The organism is Acinetobacter sp. YH12116, from assembly GCF_013418895.1.
Lineage (GTDB): Bacteria > Pseudomonadota > Gammaproteobacteria > Pseudomonadales > Moraxellaceae > Acinetobacter > Acinetobacter indicus.
The window spans coordinates 1-22,238 of sequence record NZ_VPBE01000032.1 but is presented as its reverse complement, the minus strand read 5'-3'; the positions used below and the strand labels follow the sequence as shown (position 1 = coordinate 22,238).

Genomic DNA, 22,238 nt, shown 5'->3' with positions numbered 1-22,238 from the left:
AATGGAGAAATCTAATCGGTATGTTATACCTGAGAGAAGAGTGAGGAGTTATCCAAGGGTTGTAAAAGGAAAACCTCAAAAATACCCAAGAAAAAGCCAGTCAATCTCTTAACTGACTGGCATTAGCCCGATGGAGCGCTTTTTTATATTGAGCAACTCTGCTCAATCATGCAATTTTAACGCAGTAAAGGTGGTACCGCTTCGTAGTTGATTTCAACACGGCGGTTTTCTTTCCAGGCACTTTCATCATGACCTGGGTTAACCGGCATTTCTTTACCATAGCTGACCGGTTCCAATTGACCCGGATTCACGCCTGTGGTGACCAGGAAGCTTTCGACTGCTTTGGCACGACGCTCACCAAGGGCCATGTTGTATTCACGGGTACCACGTTCATCGGTATGACCTGTAAGCGCGACTTTCGAGTTGGCATTGGCCATCAGGAATTGTGCATGTGCCTGTAAGGTTTGCAGGTCTTCATTCGACAGTTCGCTGCTGTCATAGTCAAAGTGCACCACACGTTTCGCCAAGAATGCTTTATTGGCTTCAGTTACACCTTTGGCAGATGCACCGGCCAGGTTTTGTGCATTCAAGGCTGCATCATCACTTAAGCCTTGTGTATTGACCGTGGTTGAAGAGGTCGGTGTTTGTCCTGCTTGAACATCGGTTGCAGGCTTACGGTTGGCACAGCCAGTCATCACCAGCGCTGAGGCCAGTACAGGCAATACAAATAATTTTACTGCGTTCATTTTCATCTCCATGAAACTTGGTTGTTCAGTTGCTCTTATTTTGGTGCCCAAGCCGGTTCACGCACTTCACCTTGTTCACTTGGCAAATTCATACGGAAACGACCATCTAAAGACATAATAGACAGCAGGCCACGCGCACCTTCACGGGTTGCATAGACCACCATCTGTCCATTCGGTGAGAAGCTTGGAGATTCATCCAGGCTGGTTGGGGTGAGAATATTGGTAATGCCGGTATTAATGTCCTGAATCGCAACTTTATAATTGCTGCCACTTGGACGATGAACCAGCGCCAGTTTTTTACCATCGGCACTTAAAGTACCACGCGCATTAAATGCGCCGCGGAAGGTCAGACGTTTGCTGCTGCCGGTATTTAGGTCATAGCGATAGATTTGCGCTGAGCCGCCACGATCTGAAGTAAAAATAAACGATTTACCATCGGGTGCGTAGCGTGCTTCTGTATCAATGGCGCTGTCATTGGTCATGCGCTTGAGTTGACGCGTGCCCAGATCCATCTCGTAAATTTCCGGATTGCCGTGCATTGAAGCAGTAAACAGCATGCGTGAACCATCTGGAGAGAAGCTTGGTGCGCCATTTAAGCCACGGAAGCTGGCCAGTTTTTCACGTGAACCGGTAGATAAATCCTGAACATAAATCGCAGGGCGTTTGGTTTCAAAGGACACGTAGGCAATTTTCTTGGCATCTGGCGTCCAGGCCGGCGACAAGATTGGATCGCGTGAAGTCAGAATGGTTCTTGGCTGTTCACCATCGGTGTCGGCAATTTGCAGGGTATAGCGCTGCTCCGGAGTAGCCGGATTCCGCAAGACATAGGCAATACGACCACTGAAATCGCCTTTAATACCGGTCAGTGCTTCATAGATGGTGTCACTGATCATGTGCGCAGCCTGACGGGTACGTGAAGCCGGTACAGTCAGTAATTCGTTTAATAAATACTGCTGCTTTTGCACATCATACAGCTGATAGTGAATTTCAAAGCCACCATCTGCGGTTGGCTTGCTGGTACCAGTCACCACATAAGGTACACCGGCGGCCTGCCAGGCAGCGGCATTAGGACTATTATTTGCTGCACTTGCCGGCAAGTTTTTTGATGAGCTGGTGAATTTGCCGGAACGGTTCAGGTCATTTTCAACAATCGGGTAAATGCTTTGATCATTACTAAACGGAATGATGGCAATTTTCGGGGCTTCTGCAGGTGCTTTGGCAATTTCCAGATGTAGCTGGGCATAGGTTTGAGAGACCATTATTGGACCCAAAGCGGTAAAAATTGCCAAGCAAAGTAGATGTTTAGGCTTCATTTCCATCATTCGCTATTTACTCAAAACATAATTCTTGTTGATGTGATTGTTCTACATAATGCCATGCTTATTTGAGATTTAAAGCAGAGAATTATGACCAAACTGTTATAACACTGTGAAAAGTGAATAAAATTTTGTCGCTTGTTATGCAGTGTAACTGAAAAATAACAGGCCATCCCGGCTTTTGACAGGATGGTGAGTCAGCTTATTTGGCAGTAAAGCTTGAGGTGAAACTGCGTGCTTCACGGCGTGCATCCGGGTCCGAAGGCATTGGATATGGTGCAGCAGCACGTACCGCGGCCTCGACACTGGCTTTCATGTCCGGATCACTGGAGTTCACAATCACCGAGGCTACCGAACCGCTGTCGGTTAGCGTAACCCGTGCCGTGGCAGTTTTGCCAGAAGAGCCGACCGGAATATCCCAGGCGCGACGGATCTTGTTTTCAAAATCGCGTTTGGCTGTAGAGGCAATCCGTTTGGCTTCAGCTTTCTTTTGTGCCGCTTCTTCAGCCGCCTGTTTGGCCGCCGAGGCTTTGGCTTCTGCTTCAGCGCGGGCTTCGGCCTCTGCATCGGCTTTGGCTTTCGCCGCTGCATCCGCTTTAGCTTTTTCAGCTGCTTCGGCTTTGCGTTTAGCATCCGCTTCCGCCTTGGCTTTGGCTGCTGCTTCTGCTTTGGCTTTATTCGCAGCCTCGGCTTTGCGTTTGGCTTCAGCATCGGCTTTGCGTTTCGCCTCTGCATCTGCCTTCGCCTTGGCTGCCGTATCAGCCTTGGCCTTATCTGCCGCTTCGGCTTTACGTTTGGCTTCCGCTTCCGCCTTACGACGTGCATCAAGTTTGGCTTTTTCTGCTGCTTCTGCCTTACGCAGGGCTTCAGCTTCGCTGCGGCGTTTGGCTTCTGCCTCGGCTTTGGCCTGTGCAGTGGCCTTGGCTTTTTCAGCGGCTTGGGCTTTACGTTCAGCTTCAGCCTTGGCGCGCTGGGCCTGTTGTGCCTGTAATTTTTCTGCTTCCGCTTGTGCACGTGCTTCCAGGCGTTTTTGCTGTTCGGCCTGTTGCTGTGCTGCGGTATTGCTTGGTTGTGCTTTGGCCGGTTCTGGTTGCGGCAGAGGTGGCGGTGCGACCGGAATTACCGGGGCATCTTCAACCGGAGTCGCGGTTTGCTGAATCTCGGCTTCCACATTTTCATGTGCAGTTTCAGCAAACTCGGTTTCTTCACGGGTAACAGGGGGTAAATCTTCCGGTTTAATCAGCACGGTCCGAATCTGTTTGGGTGGCTCCGGTGGCTGGCTCATGCCCAGATAAAGTAAACCCACCACGGCAATGACATGCACGCCGAGCGTGAAGCCAATGGCCAGTGCTTTTTGCTGAAACGGTGGTTTTTGCAATCTTTTCATCATTTACTTTAATGGCTCAGTCAGTAAGCCAACTTGAGTTAAACCGGCGTCCTGAAGGCTGCTCATCAGGGCCATGACTTCGCCATACGCACGAGATTTTTCACCTTCAATCACCACATGCAGTTCTTTATTTTCTGCTTGCGCCTGTTGCTGTGCTTCACTTAATACGGCAGTCAGTTCACTGAGTGTTAGCGGCTGACTGGAGTTTTGGGCTTTGTATTTCAGAAAATACTGGCCGTCTTTGTTCAGACTGACCACAGCTGGCGCATCTTTGGATTCAATCGGATTGCCATTGGCCTGCGGCAAATCGACATTGATGCCGCTGGTAATCATTGGGGCAGTGACCATAAAAATGACCAGCAGCACCAACATCACGTCGATGTAAGGCACCACGTTCATATCACTTTTTAAGGGCTTTTTAATACGCTCGAAGCGTCCGGAACGTTGAATGGCCATTAGTCATGTTCCCGTGCTGAACCCAAAGACTGACGTTGTAATAAGGCCACCATTTCTTCAGCAAATAAGGCACGGTCTGAATAGAGGCTTTCACCTTTGGCGGTGTAATGGTTAAAGGCCAGTACAGCTGGAATTGCGGCAAATAAACCAATTGCGGTGGCAATCAGCGCTTCGGCAATCCCCGGTGCAACGGTAGCCAGTGTTACCTGATCGACATCGGCCAGGCCAATAAAGGCATTCATAATGCCCCACACGGTTCCAAATAAACCAATATACGGTGCCACAGAGCCAATGCTGGCCAGCGCGCCTAAGCCTTGTTCCAGTTGGCCTTGGTCACGGCTTAAACCGACACGTAAAATACGTTCGGTACCTTCTAGACTTTGTGCAGTCGGGGCATGACGTTTTTTCAATTTGAGAAATTCACCCAGACCCTGATAGAAAATATCTTCCAGGCCGGTGCGTTTGGAATTGAGTTGGGCGTTGTTATATAGCGTATTTAATTCAGCACCAGACCAGAAGATTTTCTGGAAATGATTATCATCGGCCTGGGCTTTTTTATAACTGAGATGTAACTTGGCGATCAGATACCAACTATACAAGGAGGCCAGTAACAGCACCAACATGACCAGTTGTACCACAGGGCTTGCCTGCAAAATAAGATCAGAGACTTGTAGAGATGATTCTAATTGTGTTGCCATAGTTACGTAGTGCCATAAGTTTTTAGTCTTGGTCCTGTCCTAGCTCTTTTAGAATCAGGCCACGAATTTCATCCGGAAGGCGACGTGGACGCATTTCAGAACTTAAACATGCCAATTCCACCTCACCAGAAGCAAGCATGATTTCACCACGATAAATATTTTGTTGCAATACAAATGACGTTGCTTTACACGAAACAACACTTGCTGTAACAGTAATCAGATCATCCATTAAGATTGGACGCATATATTTGACATTAATTTTATGCACGACAAAGTTATAGTCGTTTTGATGCCAATAATGATCGACGCCGGAAGCACGCAGCCATTCGGTCCGGGTGCGCTCCATGAAACGAATATGATTGGCATGGTATACAATCCCGCCTGCATCGGTGTCTTCCATATAGATACGAATTTGAAATTCAAATTTATTCGCCATGATACTGTTCCATTACAATTTTCAGTTTTGGTCTGGAAGGGCCGTACAGAACTGGATTGAAGTTGTCTGAGGTTCTGTCAAATGCCCGACTGGGTTGGCTTTGCAGTTTAGCATAATGACTTTTTGCTCCTATGGCACAAGGTGTCAAATCCAGTGGCAAAGGTATAAAGAATGTAGAGCCAAGATTGGATATTTATCGTTCGGTACAGGTTGAATTAAGTGAATTGGCACGTGATTTATGCTTTTTTTTTGCCATACCGCCTGTGCTTGACTATTGGCAATTTTGATAGCGCGGTTTTAGGCACTGTCCGGATGACTGAGGTACAGCCGCTCCACCGCATAATCGCGTAGATGCAAGGCGAAATAGCTGCTGATCACGAAAGTTCGCTCAAACTGCTGAGGCTGCTTATTGGCAAAATATTGCCGTAGCTAAAGTAAGCCATACCAGATCAGACTAAGAAAGAACGCAGCCACAGATAAGACAATCCCTACAGCGTCTTGCAGCAGATAACAGCCAATTCCGCCCAGCACAGCCACTAATGTCAGAATCAGGGCAAGCTTCTGTTTCGGTTTTACTGAAGCGGGTGGTTGGGTATAGGTTTCAATAAAGGGGTTAAGTTCTTCAGAAAAATACAGGCTAATCCAGTGGATGACACATAGCTGATCAAAATGGATGGCGTCGATAGACCAGTGTCCATGCCGATGCAGGTCGATCTGTTCAATGCCGGCTCGATCTGCATCAATGATTTTGCCGCGTTCATTTTTAAAGTCGAAGCTCAGTCAGGGACTGAGATTGCCTTGCAAAAGCTGGTTCAGATAGTTCAGTTCAGATTCACTGAAAAACTGGAATGGTTTGCTATAAGGTAGGGGCCGGATTGGCTGCAATTGCTCTATCAGCTCATCAAAATGCCGCTGAAGGTGTTGAATTAGTTGTTGTTCGGTCATCATTATTGTTGTTCGAGTATGTATTCAAGTTGTTATTTATCAAAGACCTTCATCATCTCATAAGCAATGAAGGTCAGGCATTGCTGTTATTTCGGTTCCGGCGGGGTCATGCCAAACTGCAAATAAGCCATATTGGTGGCAATCCGGCCACGTGCAGTACGCATCACATAACCTTGCTGAATCAGATAAGGCTCAATCACATCTTCCAAGGTGCCTGAATCTTCCGCCATGGCTGCGGCCAGTGCTTCAACCCCGGCAGGTCCGCCATCAAAACGTTCCAGTAACATCGACAGATAGCGACGATCCAGGGTGTCTAGGCCATCTTTATCGACATTGAGCATATCCAGAGCGCGCTGGGCCATTGCATGGGTGACTTCGCCGGTGCCTTTGACCTGGGCATAGTCACGTACCCGGCGCAACAAGCGGTTGGCAATACGCGGTGTGCCGCGGGAACGGCGGGCAATTTCTGCCGCGCCTTCTTCGGTCATCGGGACATCCATTAAACTGGCAGAACGTTTTACGATATGGGTCAGATCTTCCACCGAGTAGAATTCTAAACGCTGCACAATCCCGAAACGGTCACGCAGCGGCGAAGTGAGCAGACCGGCCCGCGTGGTGGCGGCGACCAGAGTAAATGCCGGCAAGTCCAGTTTGATCGAACGCGCTGCCGGGCCTTCACCAATCATGATGTCCAGCTGGTAATCTTCCATCGCCGGATAGAGGATTTCTTCAATCACTGGTGACAGGCGATGAATTTCATCAATAAACAGTACATCGCCTTCTTCAAGGTTGGTCAGCATGGCTGCCAAGTCACCGGCACGTTCAAGCACAGGCCCCGAAGTCGATTTCAGGTTGCCGCCCATTTCACGGGCAATGATATTGGCTAGGGTGGTTTTACCTAAGCCCGGTGGGCCGAAAATCAGGGTATGATCGAGGGCTTCGCCGCGGCCGCGCGCTGCACCAATAAAGATTTCCATTTGTTCACGCACCACCGGTTGACCGATGTAGTCATCGAGGGAGGTGGGGCGGATGGCGCGATCAATTTGATCTTCGGGTTTTTCAGAACCACTGATAAGACGGTCTTGCATATATTATGTAAACTTCAGGTAAATACAGTTTAATGGGGCAGACGTCAAAAGCGCTTTTTGACGGATGTTCCAAGAAAATTAAATTTCGGGAATAACCTGCGGTTGGCCTTACCTTGCGAAATATATTTCTCATTCGGCAAAAGTAAGCAAAACCATCGTCATTCGCAAAACTCGTCAAAAGATGATTCGTTTCGACTATATCGCAGAAAGATTTTTGTGCAAATACTTCCTGCCCTAAACAGTTGCGAATGACATTTTCGCGTATGTCATGCTGGCCTTGAGGCAAGATAGAGTTTTCTATTTGTTCATCGACTTTAATGCTGCCCGGATAATGTCGCTGGCTTCGGTGAAGTCGCCTTTGGCAGCATTCACCAGTTTTTGTGCTTCCTGTGGTTTGTAACCCAGTGACTGTAACGCAGCTTCGGCTTCGGCCACGGCAGAGTTCCCCATAAACTGGATTTGTGCGCTGCTGGTGTTGCTTGGTGTATTGCCGGCAGCCATCGCTTTAAAGCGGTCGCGCAGTTCAATCATCAGTCGTTCAGCGGTTTTTTTGCCGACACCCGGTACTTTGACCAGGGTGTTAATATCTTCATGTTCAACCGTGTGAATCAGCATGTCGACGCTTAAAGTCGATAGAATGCCGAGTGCCATTTTTGGACCAACACCGTTGACCTTGAGCAGGGTGCGGAAAATGGTTTTTTCCTGCGCATCAAGAAAACCATATAGCAGTTGAGCATCTTCACGGACTGCTAAATGGGTCCATAAGGTGACTTTCTGGCCTTTTTGTAATTGGCAAAATGTAGACAGCGGTGTATCGACTTCATAGCCCACACCATTGACATTTAATAAGACCGTAGGGGCTTCGAGGGCAAACACCTCACCAATCAGACATCCAATCATTCAGTTTATTCACTTCTATTCGGTTAAATTTTTCAGTTCCGAGCCTGTCGTCTGCATCTTGAAGTCATCCACTTTTCTGTGATGCTCTGCGATATACAGCCGATGGGCCGGGGTGTTGCACAAGCAATGTCAGCACGCGCAAAAGTATAAAGCAGTTTTGGAGGTTCTCCCAAAACGGCAGGCTGTACTTAAAAGAATCCGGCTTTATTGCCTTGTAATTCCTGCGCCAGGTTATACGCCTGATGATCCGAGAATTTTGAGATAATATCCAGCACCTGCATGATATTGTCATAGTGATCTGGACCAAAATGGGCACCGGAACGCTGCAAAATCGCCATCAGCCGCTGCTCTTTAAAGCTTAAGGTTTTATGCGGTGTGGTCAGCGGAATAAAGGCATCCAGAATACTTTGCAGGCTCTGATGGGCAATAATTTCCAGACCGGCTTTTTGCGGATGTTCAAAAATTTTATCACGCGCCAGTTCTTTGGCCCGGTTAATGCCAATTTCAATATCGGCCGAGCAATATTGCAGCAAGGTCCCTTTCAGCTGGCCCGAAAGAATCTGGTCATGCTGCTTGGCAAAGGCGCTGGTGACTTCATCGACCAGACGTTTCATCACCCGGCCACGTAGCGCGGCAATTTTCTGCTGCCAGGTGGTGCTGTCCAAAGACAGTTCTTCCGGCATGCCATAATCGCCAATCAGGTTCAGGAAAATCGGTTCGACTTCATCATAGCTGAGCATGTTCAGGATAATGCCATCTTCCAGATCAATCAGTGCATAGCAGATGTCATCTGCGGCTTCGAGTAAATAGGTCAGCGGATGGCGGCAATAACGATAAGGTCCGATTTCAATCAGGCCGAGCTGTTCGGCAATCTGTTTCAGAATGTCTTTTTCTGCCTGATAGCAACCGAATTTGGCGCGCTGACTGGCCGGACGATTGCCCTGCGAGGCCATGGTTTTCGACAGCCACGGATATTTTAAATAGGCACCCAAGGTGGCATAGGTCAGACGCATACCGCCATCATGCGGATGATAGTCAATTTTGGTCAGCAGGCGCAGGCCTTGGGCATTGCCTTCAAACTGGCGTACATCGGCTTCCTGTTCCGGACTTAGGTCCTTTAAAAAGTCGGTATGCGAGGCATCATCAAACCATTCACGAATGGCATATTCACCGGCATGACCAAAAGGCGGATTGCCAATATCATGCGCCAGACAGGCAGCCTGAATAATCGCGCCGACATCGGCCGGGGTAATCCACGGAGGCAGTTGATCCTTGATTTTTTCTGCTGCCAGCATCCCCAGTGAACGGCCAATACAGGACACTTCCAGCGAATGGGTCAGGCGGGTATGAATACCATCATGTTGGGTAAGCGGATGGACCTGGGTTTTGCGGTTCAGCTGCCGGAAACTCTGCGAGAAAATAATACGGTCATAATCTTTATGAAACGGGCTACGCGCCTGTTCAGTACTTTGCTTTTTACTACCAATCCGAACTGTCGAAAGCAGTTCTAACCAACGCATCTGTGTCATTTATCATTATTCAATTATTTACTGCTTTGCATCATGCCAAAAAACCAAGCCCAGTACTAGAGTGAGGCGACATGAATTGTCATGGGAATGAAAAGCAGAAAAAATCTTGCTCCTCAATATAGACAAGTGATTCAAACAATATGAAACGGCCATAAAAAAACAGGCCAAATGAGCCTGCTTTTTCATGAAGAGTTAAAATTACACCAGCCCTTCACCAGTTTCCTTGGCTTGTTGTGCATCTTTATAGACATTCAAGCAAATTGTGAACAAGACCAGGCTTGCGATCAACGGCCAAAAAAGTACATATAGGGTCAATAATTGACTAGTCATCTGAAATCTCCTTATTTACTTTTCTCAGATAGCTGGTGAAATTCAATCACCATCTTGTTGATTTGTTTAAAATCAAATCGTTCTTTACTGTAGACCAAGGTCAGAACAGTACAGACCAGAGCACTACTGCCATAAGCAGTCAGTGAACTTAATAAGGTGCCGTATTCACGCAAGAAGCCGATGGTCCATGGCATGAAGCCAATACTGGCCAAGATACCCACCACCAAACCGACTTTTTTGCCGAAGAAACCAAAGGTCATCAGACCCAGCACCACACCAATACCCAGGGTTGCAAGTAGCTCAAAGCCAAGCGCAATCAAGCCCTGGATTGGAATCCATTCAAAACGGACAATCAGGAAGCTGACGAAGGCGAGCCCGACCGACCAGTTAAAGGCACGAGAATTCACTTTGTCCCAATACAGGCTGACAATTACCGGAAATACAATAGACCCCCAAAGTGCACCCACAAAAATCAGCATTGATAAAATGTCAAATTTTAAAGTGGCGATAATGATCCCAAGCATGGTGGCGACAATCATGGTTATACGACCAATAAACAGCATTTTCTTGGGATTAGGTTGGTTTTTGGCAATCTGTTTTCCATAAATGTCAGTCATCACAATCGCAGATAACGCAGACAGATCCGAGTCAGCCGTTGAAGACAGCGCACCGATCACCATGATAAATAACAGAGCCACCATAAATGGAGAGAGATACGTCGCTGCCATTTGTGGAATCAGGTTATTCAAGTTGCCATCAATCGGTTGAATTCCGGCAAACAAGGCCAGTAAGCCGAGCATCCCCAACCCGATCACAATCGCGGCATAACCAATCGTCGCCGTAATAAAACTGGGTTTAATCAAGTCTTCCCGTACCGCAAATAAACGCTGGGCAATGGTCTGGTTACCGATGGCATACGCCAGGACTGCGACGAAGAAAGGCGCACCTTGTTCTAGAAATGCAGTTTTAGAGAAGAAATCGAGCTGTTCAGGCTGCAGGTTGTGAATACCCGTTTGAAACAGGGACGGTCCGCCCAAAGTGAAGAACAGCGTTGGGATAATGATCACCGCCGCCACGATCATCGCCACCAGCTGGCCAAAATCGGTAAATACAGAGGAACGGAAGCCAGACCAGAGGGTATAAGACAGCACACCAATCCCGGTGATCAAGACGCCATGTACAAAGCTTAGGGGAGATAAAATTTCGACCAAGGCACCTGCTGCAGTAAAATTCACCATCAAACTGATGACACTTCCCACAATATTGGAACCTGCCAAAATCATCTGGCTCTGGTTGCCATGGCGGGCATGCATAATTTCTGCCAGCGTATGTGCATTGGGTGCCAACTCACGAAAGCGCTTACCAAAAGGATAAATAAACAAAATCATCAGCGCGCCCCAGAGGCCGTAGTGCAAGGCACCGGAAACGCCGTATTTATAACCTGAAGAGGCAGCTGCATAGAATGACGCTGCCCAAATCCAAGTTGCGGTCATGCTGGCCGCAGACATACCAAAGCCAATAGAACCATTCGAGACCATATAGCCATCGACATTTTCATTTTTTTGTTTAATACGTAACGACAGTACAAAGGTAATGCCGTAAAAAAGCACCATCAATAGTACAGTGGTTGTACTAGTGAATTGAAACATAATTACTCCTTAAGCGAGGCACCTTTATTTTAAAAAACAAATCTTTTGGTGACGGACTAAGGCTCTAAAACAGGCAGAGCATAAAGCTGCGGAAAATGAGAAATCTGGTGTTTAAATATCTAGCCGATATTTGATCCACAGCATAAAAAGATGTACGTAGGTGAGTCCAAAAATGGACCTTGCCTCAGCAATTGAGCTAGAGCTTAACATAAAACCATCAAATTCACTGATGAAGTCAGTGGGAAGTAAGGTTTTTTACTGATATAGGGGTGGTTTTTAAATAAAAAACTATGATTTTGCAGGGTCAAATATATGAATATTTTTTAGGAATTACAGTGATTTATAGATTGGATTAAAACTTATTGAAGTTTGCATTAATTTAAAATGTTAAAAAAAGTAACAAAACTTAAAAAATACATATTTTTTCGATTTTTACTTGCTACTCAAAGCTTATATTTTAAACCAATTTTTGTAGAATGAATTGGATAAAATTTATTTTAAATGTTATTTCTTCATATTATTGATAAGTGTTTTTTATGAAAGATAAGTAATCATTTATCAAATAGATGCAAAGATAATTTTAGGGTGGATATTTATATAGGGCTTTTTCCTTGAGAATATCTATATATTATCTACTAGATTATCCCTGATATTAGGAAGTGAAATACATAATGGAAAAAACTCTTGTGACATATTCGTGGTATGAGATTATAAGGGTTGGATTTGCATATTTTCATTCTTTCTTTTAGGTGAATAAATCAAGTTAAACTCAAGAGAATACAGGACGAAAAATAATAGAAATATTGAACGTAAAAATCCCATCTAAGAGGGTGAAGTCTCAGGGTTCAAGGTTCACAAAGGCAAAGACCAAAGGGATCCTGAGCGGATGACAGCAACGCTCTCTTCGGGTGGATATGAGTACTCAGCTTTCAGGATGATTAATTCGTACAAAAAATTTAATTTCTGGTTCTGCAGCAGGCTATTCAGACAATCTAGGGCTAGCTTTCATCATGCTTATAGAACTGTTGAAAAATAAGACAATTTTCCTGAGTAGAACTATTCTTAAAAAAAAATTAATTTTTCTATTACAATTTATGTTAAGATTTTCGGCTAAATTCAATTCTTTTGCCTGATAATAAAAGTATTATTTTAAAAATATCAAATATTTTAGTACGAGTATTCTTGTTTCCTCTCTAGCTGATTGGCTCATTTCACAGTAGAATATGCGCTCTCTTCAAGTCACATTGTGGCGAGGTCCAAAAGATCTGCCCGTGGAGCCAAAATCAGCATGTTTATCGTGGCCGGTGCACCTGCACATTCTTCTTTTAAGAAAACTCAACTATTATCACGTTTATCGTCAATTAGTTCTGTTCAATCTTTCGATAGCCAATGGATCTATCTGTTTGACCAAGCGCTCAACGAGCAGCAGCAACAATCAGCTTTAGCGCTGTTAAATGATGGCGCATCTTTTGAATTACGTCAGCCTGCCAGTGACGAAGTCCAAATTTTAGTGACCCCACGTGTCGGTACCATTTCGCCGTGGTCATCCAAAGCGACGGATATTTTTGCCAACTGTAATATTCCAGTGCACCGTATGGAGCGCGGATTGCTGTTTACCCTAAAAGGTGTAAAAGCGCTTTCTAAAGAAGCATTACAGATCTTGCATGACCGCATGACCGAAAGCGTGTTTACTGACATTGCAGATGCAGCCGCACTGTTCGTGGAAACCGCACCAAAACCGTTAAACTCGATTGATATTCTGGGTCAGGGCAAAGAAGCACTGGTTAAAGCCAACAATGAATTTGGTTTTGCACTGTCTGAAGATGAAATTGATTATCTGACTGAAGCTTTCACCAAACTGGGCCGTAACCCGAACGACATCGAACTGATGATGTTTGCGCAAGCCAACTCTGAGCATTGCCGTCATAAAATCTTCGGTTCAGAATGGACCATTGATGGTGAAGTTCAGCCGTTATCTTTGTTCCAGATGATCAAAAACACCTATAAAGAATCACCAACCGATGTATTGTCAGCATATAAAGACAACGCATCGGTGATTGTAGGTTTTGATACCCAGCGTTTCTACCCAACGCAAGAAGAAAACGGTCAATACGTTTATAAATACAAGAGCCAGGCGGCTCACATCCTGATGAAGGTGGAAACCCATAACCACCCAACCGCAATTGCTCCATTTGCCGGTGCGGCAACTGGTTCAGGTGGTGAAATCCGTGATGAAGGTGCAACCGGTCGTGGTGGTAAGCCAAAAGCAGGTTTAACCGGTTTCACCACATCGAACCTGAACATTCCAGGCTTTGAACAGCCATGGGAAGATAACTACGGCAAGCCATCGCGTATGGCCTCTCCGCTGCAAATCATGATTGAAGGTCCACTCGGTGGTGCAGCGTTTAACAACGAATTCGGTCGTCCTGCCTTAAATGGTTACTTCCGTACTTTTGAACAAAACGTCAATGGCGAAGTAAAAGGCTTCCATAAGCCAATCATGATTGCTGGTGGTTACGGTAACATCCGTCCTGACCATGTAGAAAAAGATGCGATCCAACCGGGCGATCTTTTGATTGTGCTTGGTGGACCTGCAATGCTCATCGGTCTTGGTGGTGGTGCTGCCTCTTCTGTAGACAGCGGTACGATGGGTGAGAGCCTAGACTTCGCTTCTGTACAACGTGAAAACCCAGAAATGGAACGCCGTTGCCAAGAAGTGATTGATACCTGCTGGCGTATGGAAGATGAAAACCCAATCGTATCTGTACATGACGTGGGTGCGGGCGGTATTTCAAACGCAATGCCTGAGCTTGTGAACGATCACGAATTGGGTGCGGTACTAGATCTTCGTAAGATTCCATCGCTTGAGCCAGGCATGTCGCCAATGGAAATCTGGTCTAACGAAGCACAAGAGCGTTATGTCCTTGCGATCCGTCCAGAATCTCTAGCGTTGTTTGAATCAATCTGTGCACGTGAACGTTGTCCGTTTGCAGTACTGGGTGAAGCGACTGAAGCACGTCACTTAACAGTTGAAGATCCATTGTTCGGTAACAAGCCAGTGGATATGCCAATGCAAGTGATGCTGGGCGGTACACCACGTATGAGCCGTTCATATGAAAGCATCGAGCGTAAAGGCGATGATTTTGATGCAGCTCAAGTGACAGATCTGAAAGATGCGATTTACCGTGTCCTGAAAAACCCGACCGTTGCCTCTAAATCGTTCCTGATCACCATTGGTGACCGTTCGATTACCGGTATGGTGGCACGTGACCAGATGGTTGGCCCATGGCAAGTGCCTGTAGCGGATGCTGCAGTAACAACCACAAGCCTGGTGGGTTATACCGGTGAAGCGATGGCCATGGGTGAACGTCCACCAGTGGCATTATTGAACCCGGCAGCGTCTGCACGTTTAGCGGTAGCTGAAGCGATCAGCAACCTGATGTCTGCAAAAATTGACCAGATTGGCGATATTAAACTGTCTGCGAACTGGATGGCAGCTGCAGGTCAACCGGGCGAAGACCAAGCATTATTCGAAGGCGTAAAAGCCATCGGTATGGAAATGTGCCCAGCATTGGGTATTGCCATTCCAGTGGGTAAAGACTCATTGTCTATGCGTACCACGTGGAATGATGAAGGCGAAGACAAGTCTGTGACTTCTCCGATGTCAGGCGTAATTACTGCATTTGCACCTGTGACCGATGTTCGTAAGACATTAACACCAGAATTGAAAAACCTAGAATCTGTACTGGTTCGTATCGATTTGTCTAAAGGTCAATTCCGTCTTGGCGGTTCGATCTTAGCGCAAGTGTATAAAGCAATTGGTTCAGTCACACCTGATGTCGACAGCTTCGATGACTTCAAAGCATTCTTTGCATTGGTTCAAGACTGGAACAACCGTGGCTTAATCAAAGCTTACCATGACATCGGTGATGGTGGTTTGCTTGCGACTGTTGCAGAAATGATGTTCGCTTCACGTTTAGGTGTGGCACTTGAAGAACAATCTGTTGCTTCATTATTTGCTGAAGAAATTGGTGCAGTACTTCAAATTGCCAAAGCAGATTGGGATGCGCTACAAGCTGAAGTTGAAGCCTCTTCAATTAAAGATGCGATTTCTGTCGTTGGTACTGTAAACAATACAGATCAATTGTCTGTCAATGGTCTTGTGCTTGAACGTGCTGATTTACAAGTGGCTTGGACTCAAGTGTCACATCAAATTCAACGTCTACGTGATAACTTAGAAACCGCTGAACAAGAATTTGCCTTGATCACAGATAAGGATCACAAAGGTTTAATCGCACAACCAACCTTTGATTTGAATGAAGCGATTGAAGCGCCTTACATCAATGTACGTCGTCCTAGTATGGCAATTTTACGTGAACAAGGCGTAAACGGTCATGTGGAAATGGCGGCTGCATTTGATAAAGTCGGTTTCAACACCGTTGACGTACACATGAGTGACCTGCTGGCTGGTCGTATCAGCCTGGATGACTTTGAAGGTCTGGTGACTTGTGGCGGCTTCTCTTACGGTGACGTTTTAGGTGCCGGCGGTGGCTGGGCGAAATCGGTGCTGTTCAATGCCAAACTGCGTGACCAGTTCGAGAAATTCTTTAACCGTCAAGAAACCTTCAGTGTGGGTATCTGTAACGGCTGTCAAATGCTGTCACAACTAGCACCACTGATTCCAGGTGCAGAGCATTGGCCACGTTTCCATCGCAATACCTCTGAAGTGTTTGAAGCGCGTACTGTGAACGTGCGTGTAGAAAAATCAAACTCGATTCTGTTTGATGGTATGGAAGGTTCAATTCTGCCAATCGCGGTTGCGCATGGGGAAGGCCGTGCTGTGGCCAGCGCTGAAGACTTTGCCGCATTAAATGCGAGTAACCAGATCAGCCTGCGTTATGTCGACAGCCAGGGCAATGTGACCCAGCACTATCCACTGAACCCGAACGGCTCTCCAGAAGGGATTACCGGTGTGACCTCTAAAGATGGTCGTGCCACGATTATGATGCCGCACCCGGAGCGTAACTTCCGTGCCGTACAACATTCCTGGAAACCTGAAGAATGGACTGAAGATGGTGCATGGTTACGTATGTTCCGTAACGCACGTAAATTCATTGGTTAATTGACCTTATTTTGAAAAGCCACCTACGGGTGGCTTTTTTATCGGCGTTTCATCCCAAAATGGGGATAGCTGATTTTGCCCGGCACCGTACAATAAACAGCATAATTATAAAAGTGGATAACAAAAATGCAGATGCGAACGGTCATTCCTATTTTTACCAGCTTGATTATGCTGAACGGTTGTGGTGGTGAGAGTGCCAAGATTCAGGAGTCTGTCAGATATGCTCAGCCGCTGCATTCCAGTTTAACCCAGTCCCAGTCTGGTACGCAGCCACAAGGTGAAAAGTGGTCGGTTTCAGGTCAGGTATTTGATGCCAGTGGGCAGCCTGTTGCTCAAGCCAAAATCTATGTGCAGCTGGGCGAACACAACTATTACACCCATTCTCAGACCGATGGCCGTTACACTTTATATCTGCCTCGTGAATATGATTATCCGGATCATATTGCCGGCACGGTCTGGATGGAGGGCTATCAACCGGAAATCCTGTTGCTGTCCTATCAGAACCAGCATTTATATATTGATCAGCATAGTCATCTGGTTCAGCTCAAGCCTTTAACCGAAGCGCATGTGGTGTTTCAGCAGGGGCTACATTTAATTCATCTGGGTGATGATTCACTGGTGAAAAACCCGGAAACCCGAATTCAGACCGCGCCACAAGGACTGGTCTGGAGTGATGGTTTTCAGTACACGCAGGCGCTGCAAAAACAGTATAACCAGCTCTGTATCCAGCTGTATGGCAAGGGCATTCAGAGTCAGTATGCCAATCAGGATAAGATTTCCATCTCCAGAAAAAATGACCTGCGTTTAAGCATTACCCAACTGCTGTCAGACAGTCCGAGTACGGGCGCCTATAGTGCCAATGAGCACTGTTTCCCGTTAAGGCATTTTCAGGTGAATGATCATATCCAGGCGCAAATCAAGTCACATACCTTGGACACCGATCAGGATAATTTCGAGATGCTGAATATTGTAGGCGTCTTAAGAAAAATTTAAAGCAGATTACCTTGCTGAGATAAATAATGAGCTCAATGGAATAGCCTAAGCAAATAAAGGATCTGATCGATTTCGAAGATTCAATAATTCTCGCTAATCCATCGCTATGTTTCATCCAAAGCCATAGCTAAAGCTGGACAATTGTTTGGAATCAGTGCTGTATCTATTCAAAACAGATGTAGTGCTATTCAGGATTTAGGTCATTTCTTGCAAACAGCAGATGACAACAGGCCAGTCAATACGGTATGAAAGACAGATCAATACCGGGAGTGACTATGCTAAAACTGATTTTTTATGTGCCTGAATCGCATCTGGAAGCCACCAAAGCTGCTGTATTTAAAGCCGGTGGTGGGGGAATCGGCGATTATGAACACTGTGCCTGGCAGGTGCTGGGCACCGGGCAATTTAAACCCTTACGTGGCGCAGACCCGTATATTGGGGAAGTCGGCACGCTTGAAAAAGTAGAGGAATGGCGGGTGGAAATCATTGTACCGGAAGATAACGCAGCGAATGTAGCCCGTGCCTTAAAAGATAGCCATCCTTATGAAGAACCAGCATTTGAGTTTATTCAGATGGTGGATGTGCAGTTTTAATTGTTGAATATTAAAATATTTGACAGAGAGGGAGAGCTTTTTAATCAGCTCTCCCTTGTGCAGCAGTCCCGCTTCTCTCTTAAAGAGAAGCGGGACTTTTTACATCTTGTTTAAACTTTCTGGATAAACAGCGCCCGGTCAAAACGGTATTGTGGGAAGAACACGCCATCTTTCGCACGTTCGCCGGCAGCAATCACCATCACCACATATTGCTGTTCATTCAGCTTTAAGATTTTACGTACCATTGGCTCATCAAAACCTTCCATCATACAGCTGTCAAAGCCATAAGCGCGTAAGGCCAGCACCAGATTTTCACAGGCCAAAGCGGTGGTTTTTGAGGCCCACAGTTTGGCATCGGCCGGATGAAATGCCGACACTGGCAATTGCTTGTCCAAGCTACGTGCCACTTTAAAGGCCACTTTTTTGAAATGACCGAAGGCATTGAAATAGCCAGTTTTATAATTATAGGGAATAAATTTATAGTATTTTTTTACCGGGGCTGGCGCTTCAGGAAACGGGAACTCGGAAATATTGAGTTTGGCCATTTCATCAATGCGGTCGGTGCGTGCTACACAAACAATCAGCTCGGCCGCAGTTTTGGCTGCTAACTGACTCAGACAGGCTTTGACCAGCTGCTTTTTCTTGGCCGGGTTTTGAACCACATAAAAGGTCCATGGCTGTAAATTGGAGGAGTTCGGTGCCAGTAAGGCTAAATCCAGGCAGGCATCTAAAATATCCGCTGGAATGGGCTTGTCGGTAAATTTACGTACCGAACGGCGACTGGTGATGACTTTACGAAAGTTTTCGACATCAATATCTTGTGGTGCCGGTTCGTAATAGCGTTTTTTCTCGGTTGAAGATGATGCAGAGTTTAAAGATGAGGGATCTGACGAATTTGACATGGGAACCATCACAAAAGAAATAAAAGAAAGAGAAAACAGCTAAACCATAAAAACGTAGGTACAGTGACTGCACCTACGTTGATGAGCATAATACTTAATTAAACTGGGTAAAGTCAGGTTTACGTTTTTGCATAAAAGCCTGTACAGCTTCCATCATTTCCGGTGAGCCGACCCGTTTCATAAAGATTTCCGCTTCATGATCAATACAGTCAATGATCTCATCCAGATTGTGTTTCATTAGCGCTTTGGTTTGTTTGAGAGAAGCCAGTGGTAAGGCTGCCAAAATGTGCGCCTGTTGCTGGGCAGTGGCATATACATCCTCTTCAATACTATTGACCAGACCGGCGTTTAGCGCTTTGTCGCTGTTAAACTTCTGAGCAGTTAGCAGCAGCTCTGCGGCTTTATGGAAACCGGCCTGCTGTACCAGCAGTTTGCTGGACGCACCTTCTGGGGACAGGCCGAGGCTCACAAATGGAATCTGGAACAGGGCAGTGTTGTCGCTATAGACTAAATCTGCATGTAATAACAGCGTGACCCCAATGCCAATGGCTACACCACGCACCGCAGCAATTAGCGGTTTGGAAAAACGTGCAGCAGCTTTTAGCAATACAAAGGGTGGTGTATCGCCGGCTTTGCCTTGCAATGGTGTTTGAATAAACTTCATGAAGTCCTGCATGTCGTTACCGGCACTGAAATCAGCATCGGCTCCGCGTAAAATTACTACGCGGACGTCTTTATTCTGATCGGCTTCGTCCAGTGCCTGCGCAATCCAGAGATACAGTTCACCATACAGGGCATTTTTGGCTTCCGGGCGCTGAATGGCTAAGGTCAGTACGCCATTGTCTAAATTCGCATTCAAATGTGGATGGGGTTGTTGAATACAGCTCAGTGTCATCGTACTATCCTTGCTTTCAATTAATTTGAATTTATGGGCTTATTATGGCGAAAATTATTGTTGACGCCACAACTGGTGAGTTCATAAAAGTTGATGTGCTATGAATTATAAATTTGATTATCTTGTGTTTATTGGCCGCTTCCAGCCTTTTCATCTGGCACATATGCAGACCATTTTAATCGCGCTGGAGCAAAGTGAAAACGTGATTTTGGCACTGGGCTCTGCACAAGATGAACGCAATATCAAAAATCCGTTTACTGCCGCTGAACGCCAGCAGATGATTCTGTCCAACTTTAGCCCGGAGCAGCAGCAGCGGATCAAGTTTGTGCATGTGGTCGATGTATATAATGATGAAAAATGGCAGAAACTGGTGAAAATGCTGGTGGCCACGGTGGCCGGACCAGAAGCCAAAGTGGGCTTAATTGGTCATTTTAAAGATGAGTCTTCCTATTATCTGCAATTTTTCCCGGAGTGGGAGATGGTCGAACTCGACAGTCTGGAAGGTGCCATGTCTGCTACACCGGTACGTGAAGCCTATTTTCGTGGAGAAATCTGGACCGATGCCTTCCCGCCAGGCACAATCAAATTTTTACAGAATTTTCAGCACACGCCGGTTTATCAACAATTACAAGACAAATATCATGCACAAGACCGTAGTAATCTCACCTAAGCTCGCCAGCTCCATCTTGTTAACAAGATAAAGCCAGTTGCGCCGCAAGGAGATAAGCGATGAACTTGAACCCGTCACATGTAGCAAGGTCAAAGACCAAATACTTGCTGGGTGCGGCCGTTATGCTGCTGGGTATCAGCCCGGCCTATGCCGAGCGCTGGACTTTGACCTCAAAAAGTGAAGTCGGTTTTGAAATTAAGTCCATGGGCGTGCAACTGGTCGGTGGGCAGTTTAAGCAGGTGCAGTCAGTCATGCATTTTGATCCAACAGCACCGCAGCAGGGCTCGACCCAATTTGTGCTAAATGTGGACAGTCTGCAGCTGAGTAAACCGTCTTTAAGACATATGATTCTGGGTGAAGATTTATTTCACGCCCAAAAATATAAAACCGTCAGTTTTAAAAGCACGCGTTTTACCGCTTTAGGTCCTGATCAATATCGTATTGCCGGCAATTTAACCCTACGCGGCGTGACGCGTCCGGTTGTTTTTCATACCAGTTTAAAACCGAATACAGGAAATCCGAAATTGCTGGATGTGCAATCATCAACCCAAATTCAGCGTAGTGATTTTGGTATGAAAAAGGCGATAGGTGGTGTTGGAGAAAAGGTCAATATTCAGCTTAAAGGTCAGTGGCGTGTTCAATAGGTGGATGATGAGCATCATGAGTCAGTCAGATTCATCCAGTGCCTTGCCTGTTGTTTTAAGGCTTGTCCCAGTTTCTCAATCGCCACAGATTGCTGTTTCCAGTGATGCCAGTACAGTGCCACTTCTGTTTTTGCCTCAGGCAAAATTTCAATCAGTTGGCCATCTTTAAGCCGATCTGCAATTTGGACTTCGGGCAGCATGCCATAACCGATGCCTTTAAAAATAGCATTCGCAAAGGCTGTTGAATCAGGAATCTGATGATAAGGGTAGCTGGATTCAGTGAGACCATACTGCTGTTCCAGTTGGTCGCTATGCAGCCGGTCTTTATGGTTATAAATGACAGCGGGAGCAACTCTTAAACTGTCACGATGCATACCCTGTCTAAACCAGCGTTGTACAAATGTCGGGCTGGCGACCATCCGATAAGTCATACTGCCCAGGTATTCGGCGATACAGCCTGCAATGGCCTGTGCCTGAGTAGAAATACAGGCATTTACCTGACCGGTTTCCAGTAAGTGATGGGTTTGACTCTGATCTTCAAGCTGTAATTTCAGCACGATCTTGTCTTGGATTAAGGTGTCCTGCAGGGCACTTAATAACCAAGTGGCAAGAGAATCGGCATTACTGGCGATATGCACCTGATAAAAATTGGAATGGAGATGATAACCTGTCAATTTCTGACGCAGGTTCTGTTCCAGCAGCCGCCGATGTTGTAAATACTGCAATAATGCTTGTCCGGCTTGAGTGGTACGGCAGGGCCGCTCCCTTAAAATAAGCATCTGTCCCAAATCTTTTTCTAAATTCTGCACCCGCAGGGCTTTGTTGCACAAACCTATCTGTAAAGGGTTTTTCAGCGATATAATTTTCAAATGAAGAAGCCTGCACACAAAATCTACCGCACAACCAATTGGCCCGCATATAACCGAGCACTCATGAGTC

Annotated in this window: 20 protein-coding genes; 6 read left to right on the top strand and 14 right to left on the bottom strand. The window is 46.2% G+C overall.

Features of this window, described 5'->3' with window-relative positions:
- Window positions 1-176: 176 nt before the first annotated feature.
- From pal to ybgC, 6 genes are all read right to left on the bottom strand, one after another.
- Window positions 177-746 (bottom strand): peptidoglycan-associated lipoprotein Pal, encoded by a 570-nt coding sequence (gene pal, locus FTU54_RS13360; protein ID WP_005176597.1) that lies wholly within the window; start codon window positions 744-746, stop codon window positions 177-179.
- 35 nt (window positions 747-781) lie between these two features.
- The gene (gene tolB / locus FTU54_RS13355) at window positions 782-2,065 is read right to left on the bottom strand and encodes a Tol-Pal system beta propeller repeat protein TolB (RefSeq protein ID WP_373685799.1); all 1,284 of its coding nucleotides are present in this window, start codon (window positions 2,063-2,065) and stop codon (window positions 782-784) included.
- Between the two features lie 199 nt (window positions 2,066-2,264).
- Entirely contained in the window at window positions 2,265-3,449 is a 1,185-nt protein-coding gene (tolA, locus tag FTU54_RS13350; protein ID WP_180047273.1) for a cell envelope integrity protein TolA, read from the bottom strand.
- A gap of 3 nt (window positions 3,450-3,452) precedes the next feature.
- Complete coding sequence (gene tolR / locus FTU54_RS13345; RefSeq protein ID WP_180047275.1) at window positions 3,453-3,905, bottom strand: protein TolR; 453 nt, start codon at window positions 3,903-3,905, stop codon at window positions 3,453-3,455.
- Complete coding sequence (gene tolQ / locus FTU54_RS13340) at window positions 3,905-4,603, bottom strand: protein TolQ (protein WP_168381680.1); 699 nt, start codon at window positions 4,601-4,603, stop codon at window positions 3,905-3,907. The genes tolR and tolQ overlap by 1 nt, the downstream gene beginning before the upstream one ends.
- 22 nt (window positions 4,604-4,625) lie before the next feature.
- Complete coding sequence (gene ybgC / locus FTU54_RS13335) at window positions 4,626-5,039, bottom strand: tol-pal system-associated acyl-CoA thioesterase (protein WP_005176609.1); 414 nt, start codon at window positions 5,037-5,039, stop codon at window positions 4,626-4,628.
- 669 nt (window positions 5,040-5,708) lie between these two features.
- Between ybgC and FTU54_RS13330 the strand changes: the two genes are divergently transcribed.
- Entirely contained in the window at window positions 5,709-5,906 is a 198-nt protein-coding gene (locus FTU54_RS13330) for a hypothetical protein (protein WP_168381679.1), read from the top strand.
- A 164-nt stretch (window positions 5,907-6,070) separates the two neighbouring features.
- Here FTU54_RS13330 and ruvB read toward each other — a convergent pair whose 3' ends face one another.
- The 5 genes from ruvB to FTU54_RS13310 form a co-directional block, all read right to left on the bottom strand.
- Window positions 6,071-7,072 (bottom strand): Holliday junction branch migration DNA helicase RuvB, encoded by a 1,002-nt coding sequence (ruvB, locus tag FTU54_RS13325; RefSeq protein ID WP_005176611.1) that lies wholly within the window; start codon window positions 7,070-7,072, stop codon window positions 6,071-6,073.
- 297 nt (window positions 7,073-7,369) lie between these two features.
- Window positions 7,370-7,972 carry a Holliday junction branch migration protein RuvA gene (ruvA, locus tag FTU54_RS13320; RefSeq protein ID WP_005176612.1) on the bottom strand — a complete coding sequence of 201 codons (603 nt, stop codon included), beginning with the start codon at window positions 7,970-7,972 and terminating at the stop codon, window positions 7,370-7,372.
- Window positions 7,973-8,160: 188 nt separating this feature from the next.
- Window positions 8,161-9,501 carry a deoxyguanosinetriphosphate triphosphohydrolase gene (locus FTU54_RS13315; RefSeq protein WP_005176613.1) on the bottom strand — a complete coding sequence of 447 codons (1,341 nt, stop codon included), beginning with the start codon at window positions 9,499-9,501 and terminating at the stop codon, window positions 8,161-8,163.
- Between the two features lie 198 nt (window positions 9,502-9,699).
- Entirely contained in the window at window positions 9,700-9,831 is a 132-nt protein-coding gene (locus FTU54_RS15200) for a putative transporter small subunit (RefSeq protein ID WP_005176614.1), read from the bottom strand.
- A gap of 11 nt (window positions 9,832-9,842) precedes the next feature.
- The gene (locus tag FTU54_RS13310) at window positions 9,843-11,480 is read right to left on the bottom strand and encodes a sodium:solute symporter family protein (protein WP_005176615.1); all 1,638 of its coding nucleotides are present in this window, start codon (window positions 11,478-11,480) and stop codon (window positions 9,843-9,845) included.
- A gap of 1,288 nt (window positions 11,481-12,768) precedes the next feature.
- Here FTU54_RS13310 and purL point away from each other — a divergent pair.
- From purL to FTU54_RS13295, 3 genes are all read left to right on the top strand, one after another.
- The gene (gene purL / locus FTU54_RS13305) at window positions 12,769-16,602 is read left to right on the top strand and encodes a phosphoribosylformylglycinamidine synthase (protein ID WP_180047277.1); all 3,834 of its coding nucleotides are present in this window, start codon (window positions 12,769-12,771) and stop codon (window positions 16,600-16,602) included.
- A gap of 126 nt (window positions 16,603-16,728) precedes the next feature.
- Complete coding sequence (locus FTU54_RS13300; protein ID WP_180047279.1) at window positions 16,729-17,595, top strand: carboxypeptidase-like regulatory domain-containing protein; 867 nt, start codon at window positions 16,729-16,731, stop codon at window positions 17,593-17,595.
- Between the two features lie 275 nt (window positions 17,596-17,870).
- Window positions 17,871-18,188 carry an NGG1p interacting factor 3 protein, NIF3 gene (locus FTU54_RS13295; RefSeq protein ID WP_045795137.1) on the top strand — a complete coding sequence of 106 codons (318 nt, stop codon included), beginning with the start codon at window positions 17,871-17,873 and terminating at the stop codon, window positions 18,186-18,188.
- A 110-nt stretch (window positions 18,189-18,298) separates the two neighbouring features.
- Here the strand turns inward: FTU54_RS13295 and FTU54_RS13290 are convergent, their stop codons facing one another.
- The gene (locus tag FTU54_RS13290) at window positions 18,299-19,090 is read right to left on the bottom strand and encodes a nitroreductase family protein (protein WP_045795136.1); all 792 of its coding nucleotides are present in this window, start codon (window positions 19,088-19,090) and stop codon (window positions 18,299-18,301) included.
- 94 nt (window positions 19,091-19,184) lie between these two features.
- Window positions 19,185-19,985, bottom strand: a complete 801-nt coding sequence (locus FTU54_RS13285; protein WP_005176626.1) for an enoyl-CoA hydratase — start codon at window positions 19,983-19,985, stop codon at window positions 19,185-19,187.
- A gap of 100 nt (window positions 19,986-20,085) precedes the next feature.
- On the opposite strand from FTU54_RS13285, the gene FTU54_RS13280 reads away from it, so the two are divergent.
- Together FTU54_RS13280 and FTU54_RS13275 are read left to right on the top strand one after the other, a co-directional pair.
- Window positions 20,086-20,655 (top strand): nicotinate-nicotinamide nucleotide adenylyltransferase, encoded by a 570-nt coding sequence (locus FTU54_RS13280; protein WP_075174739.1) that lies wholly within the window; start codon window positions 20,086-20,088, stop codon window positions 20,653-20,655.
- A 59-nt stretch (window positions 20,656-20,714) separates the two neighbouring features.
- Entirely contained in the window at window positions 20,715-21,299 is a 585-nt protein-coding gene (locus FTU54_RS13275; protein ID WP_075167784.1) for a YceI family protein, read from the top strand.
- Window positions 21,300-21,313: 14 nt separating this feature from the next.
- On the opposite strand, the gene argP is transcribed toward FTU54_RS13275, so the two are convergent.
- Window positions 21,314-22,108, bottom strand: coding sequence for an HTH-type transcriptional regulator ArgP (argP, locus tag FTU54_RS13270; protein ID WP_373685798.1), 795 nt, complete (start codon window positions 22,106-22,108; stop codon window positions 21,314-21,316).
- Between the last annotated feature and the right edge of the window lie 130 nt (window positions 22,109-22,238).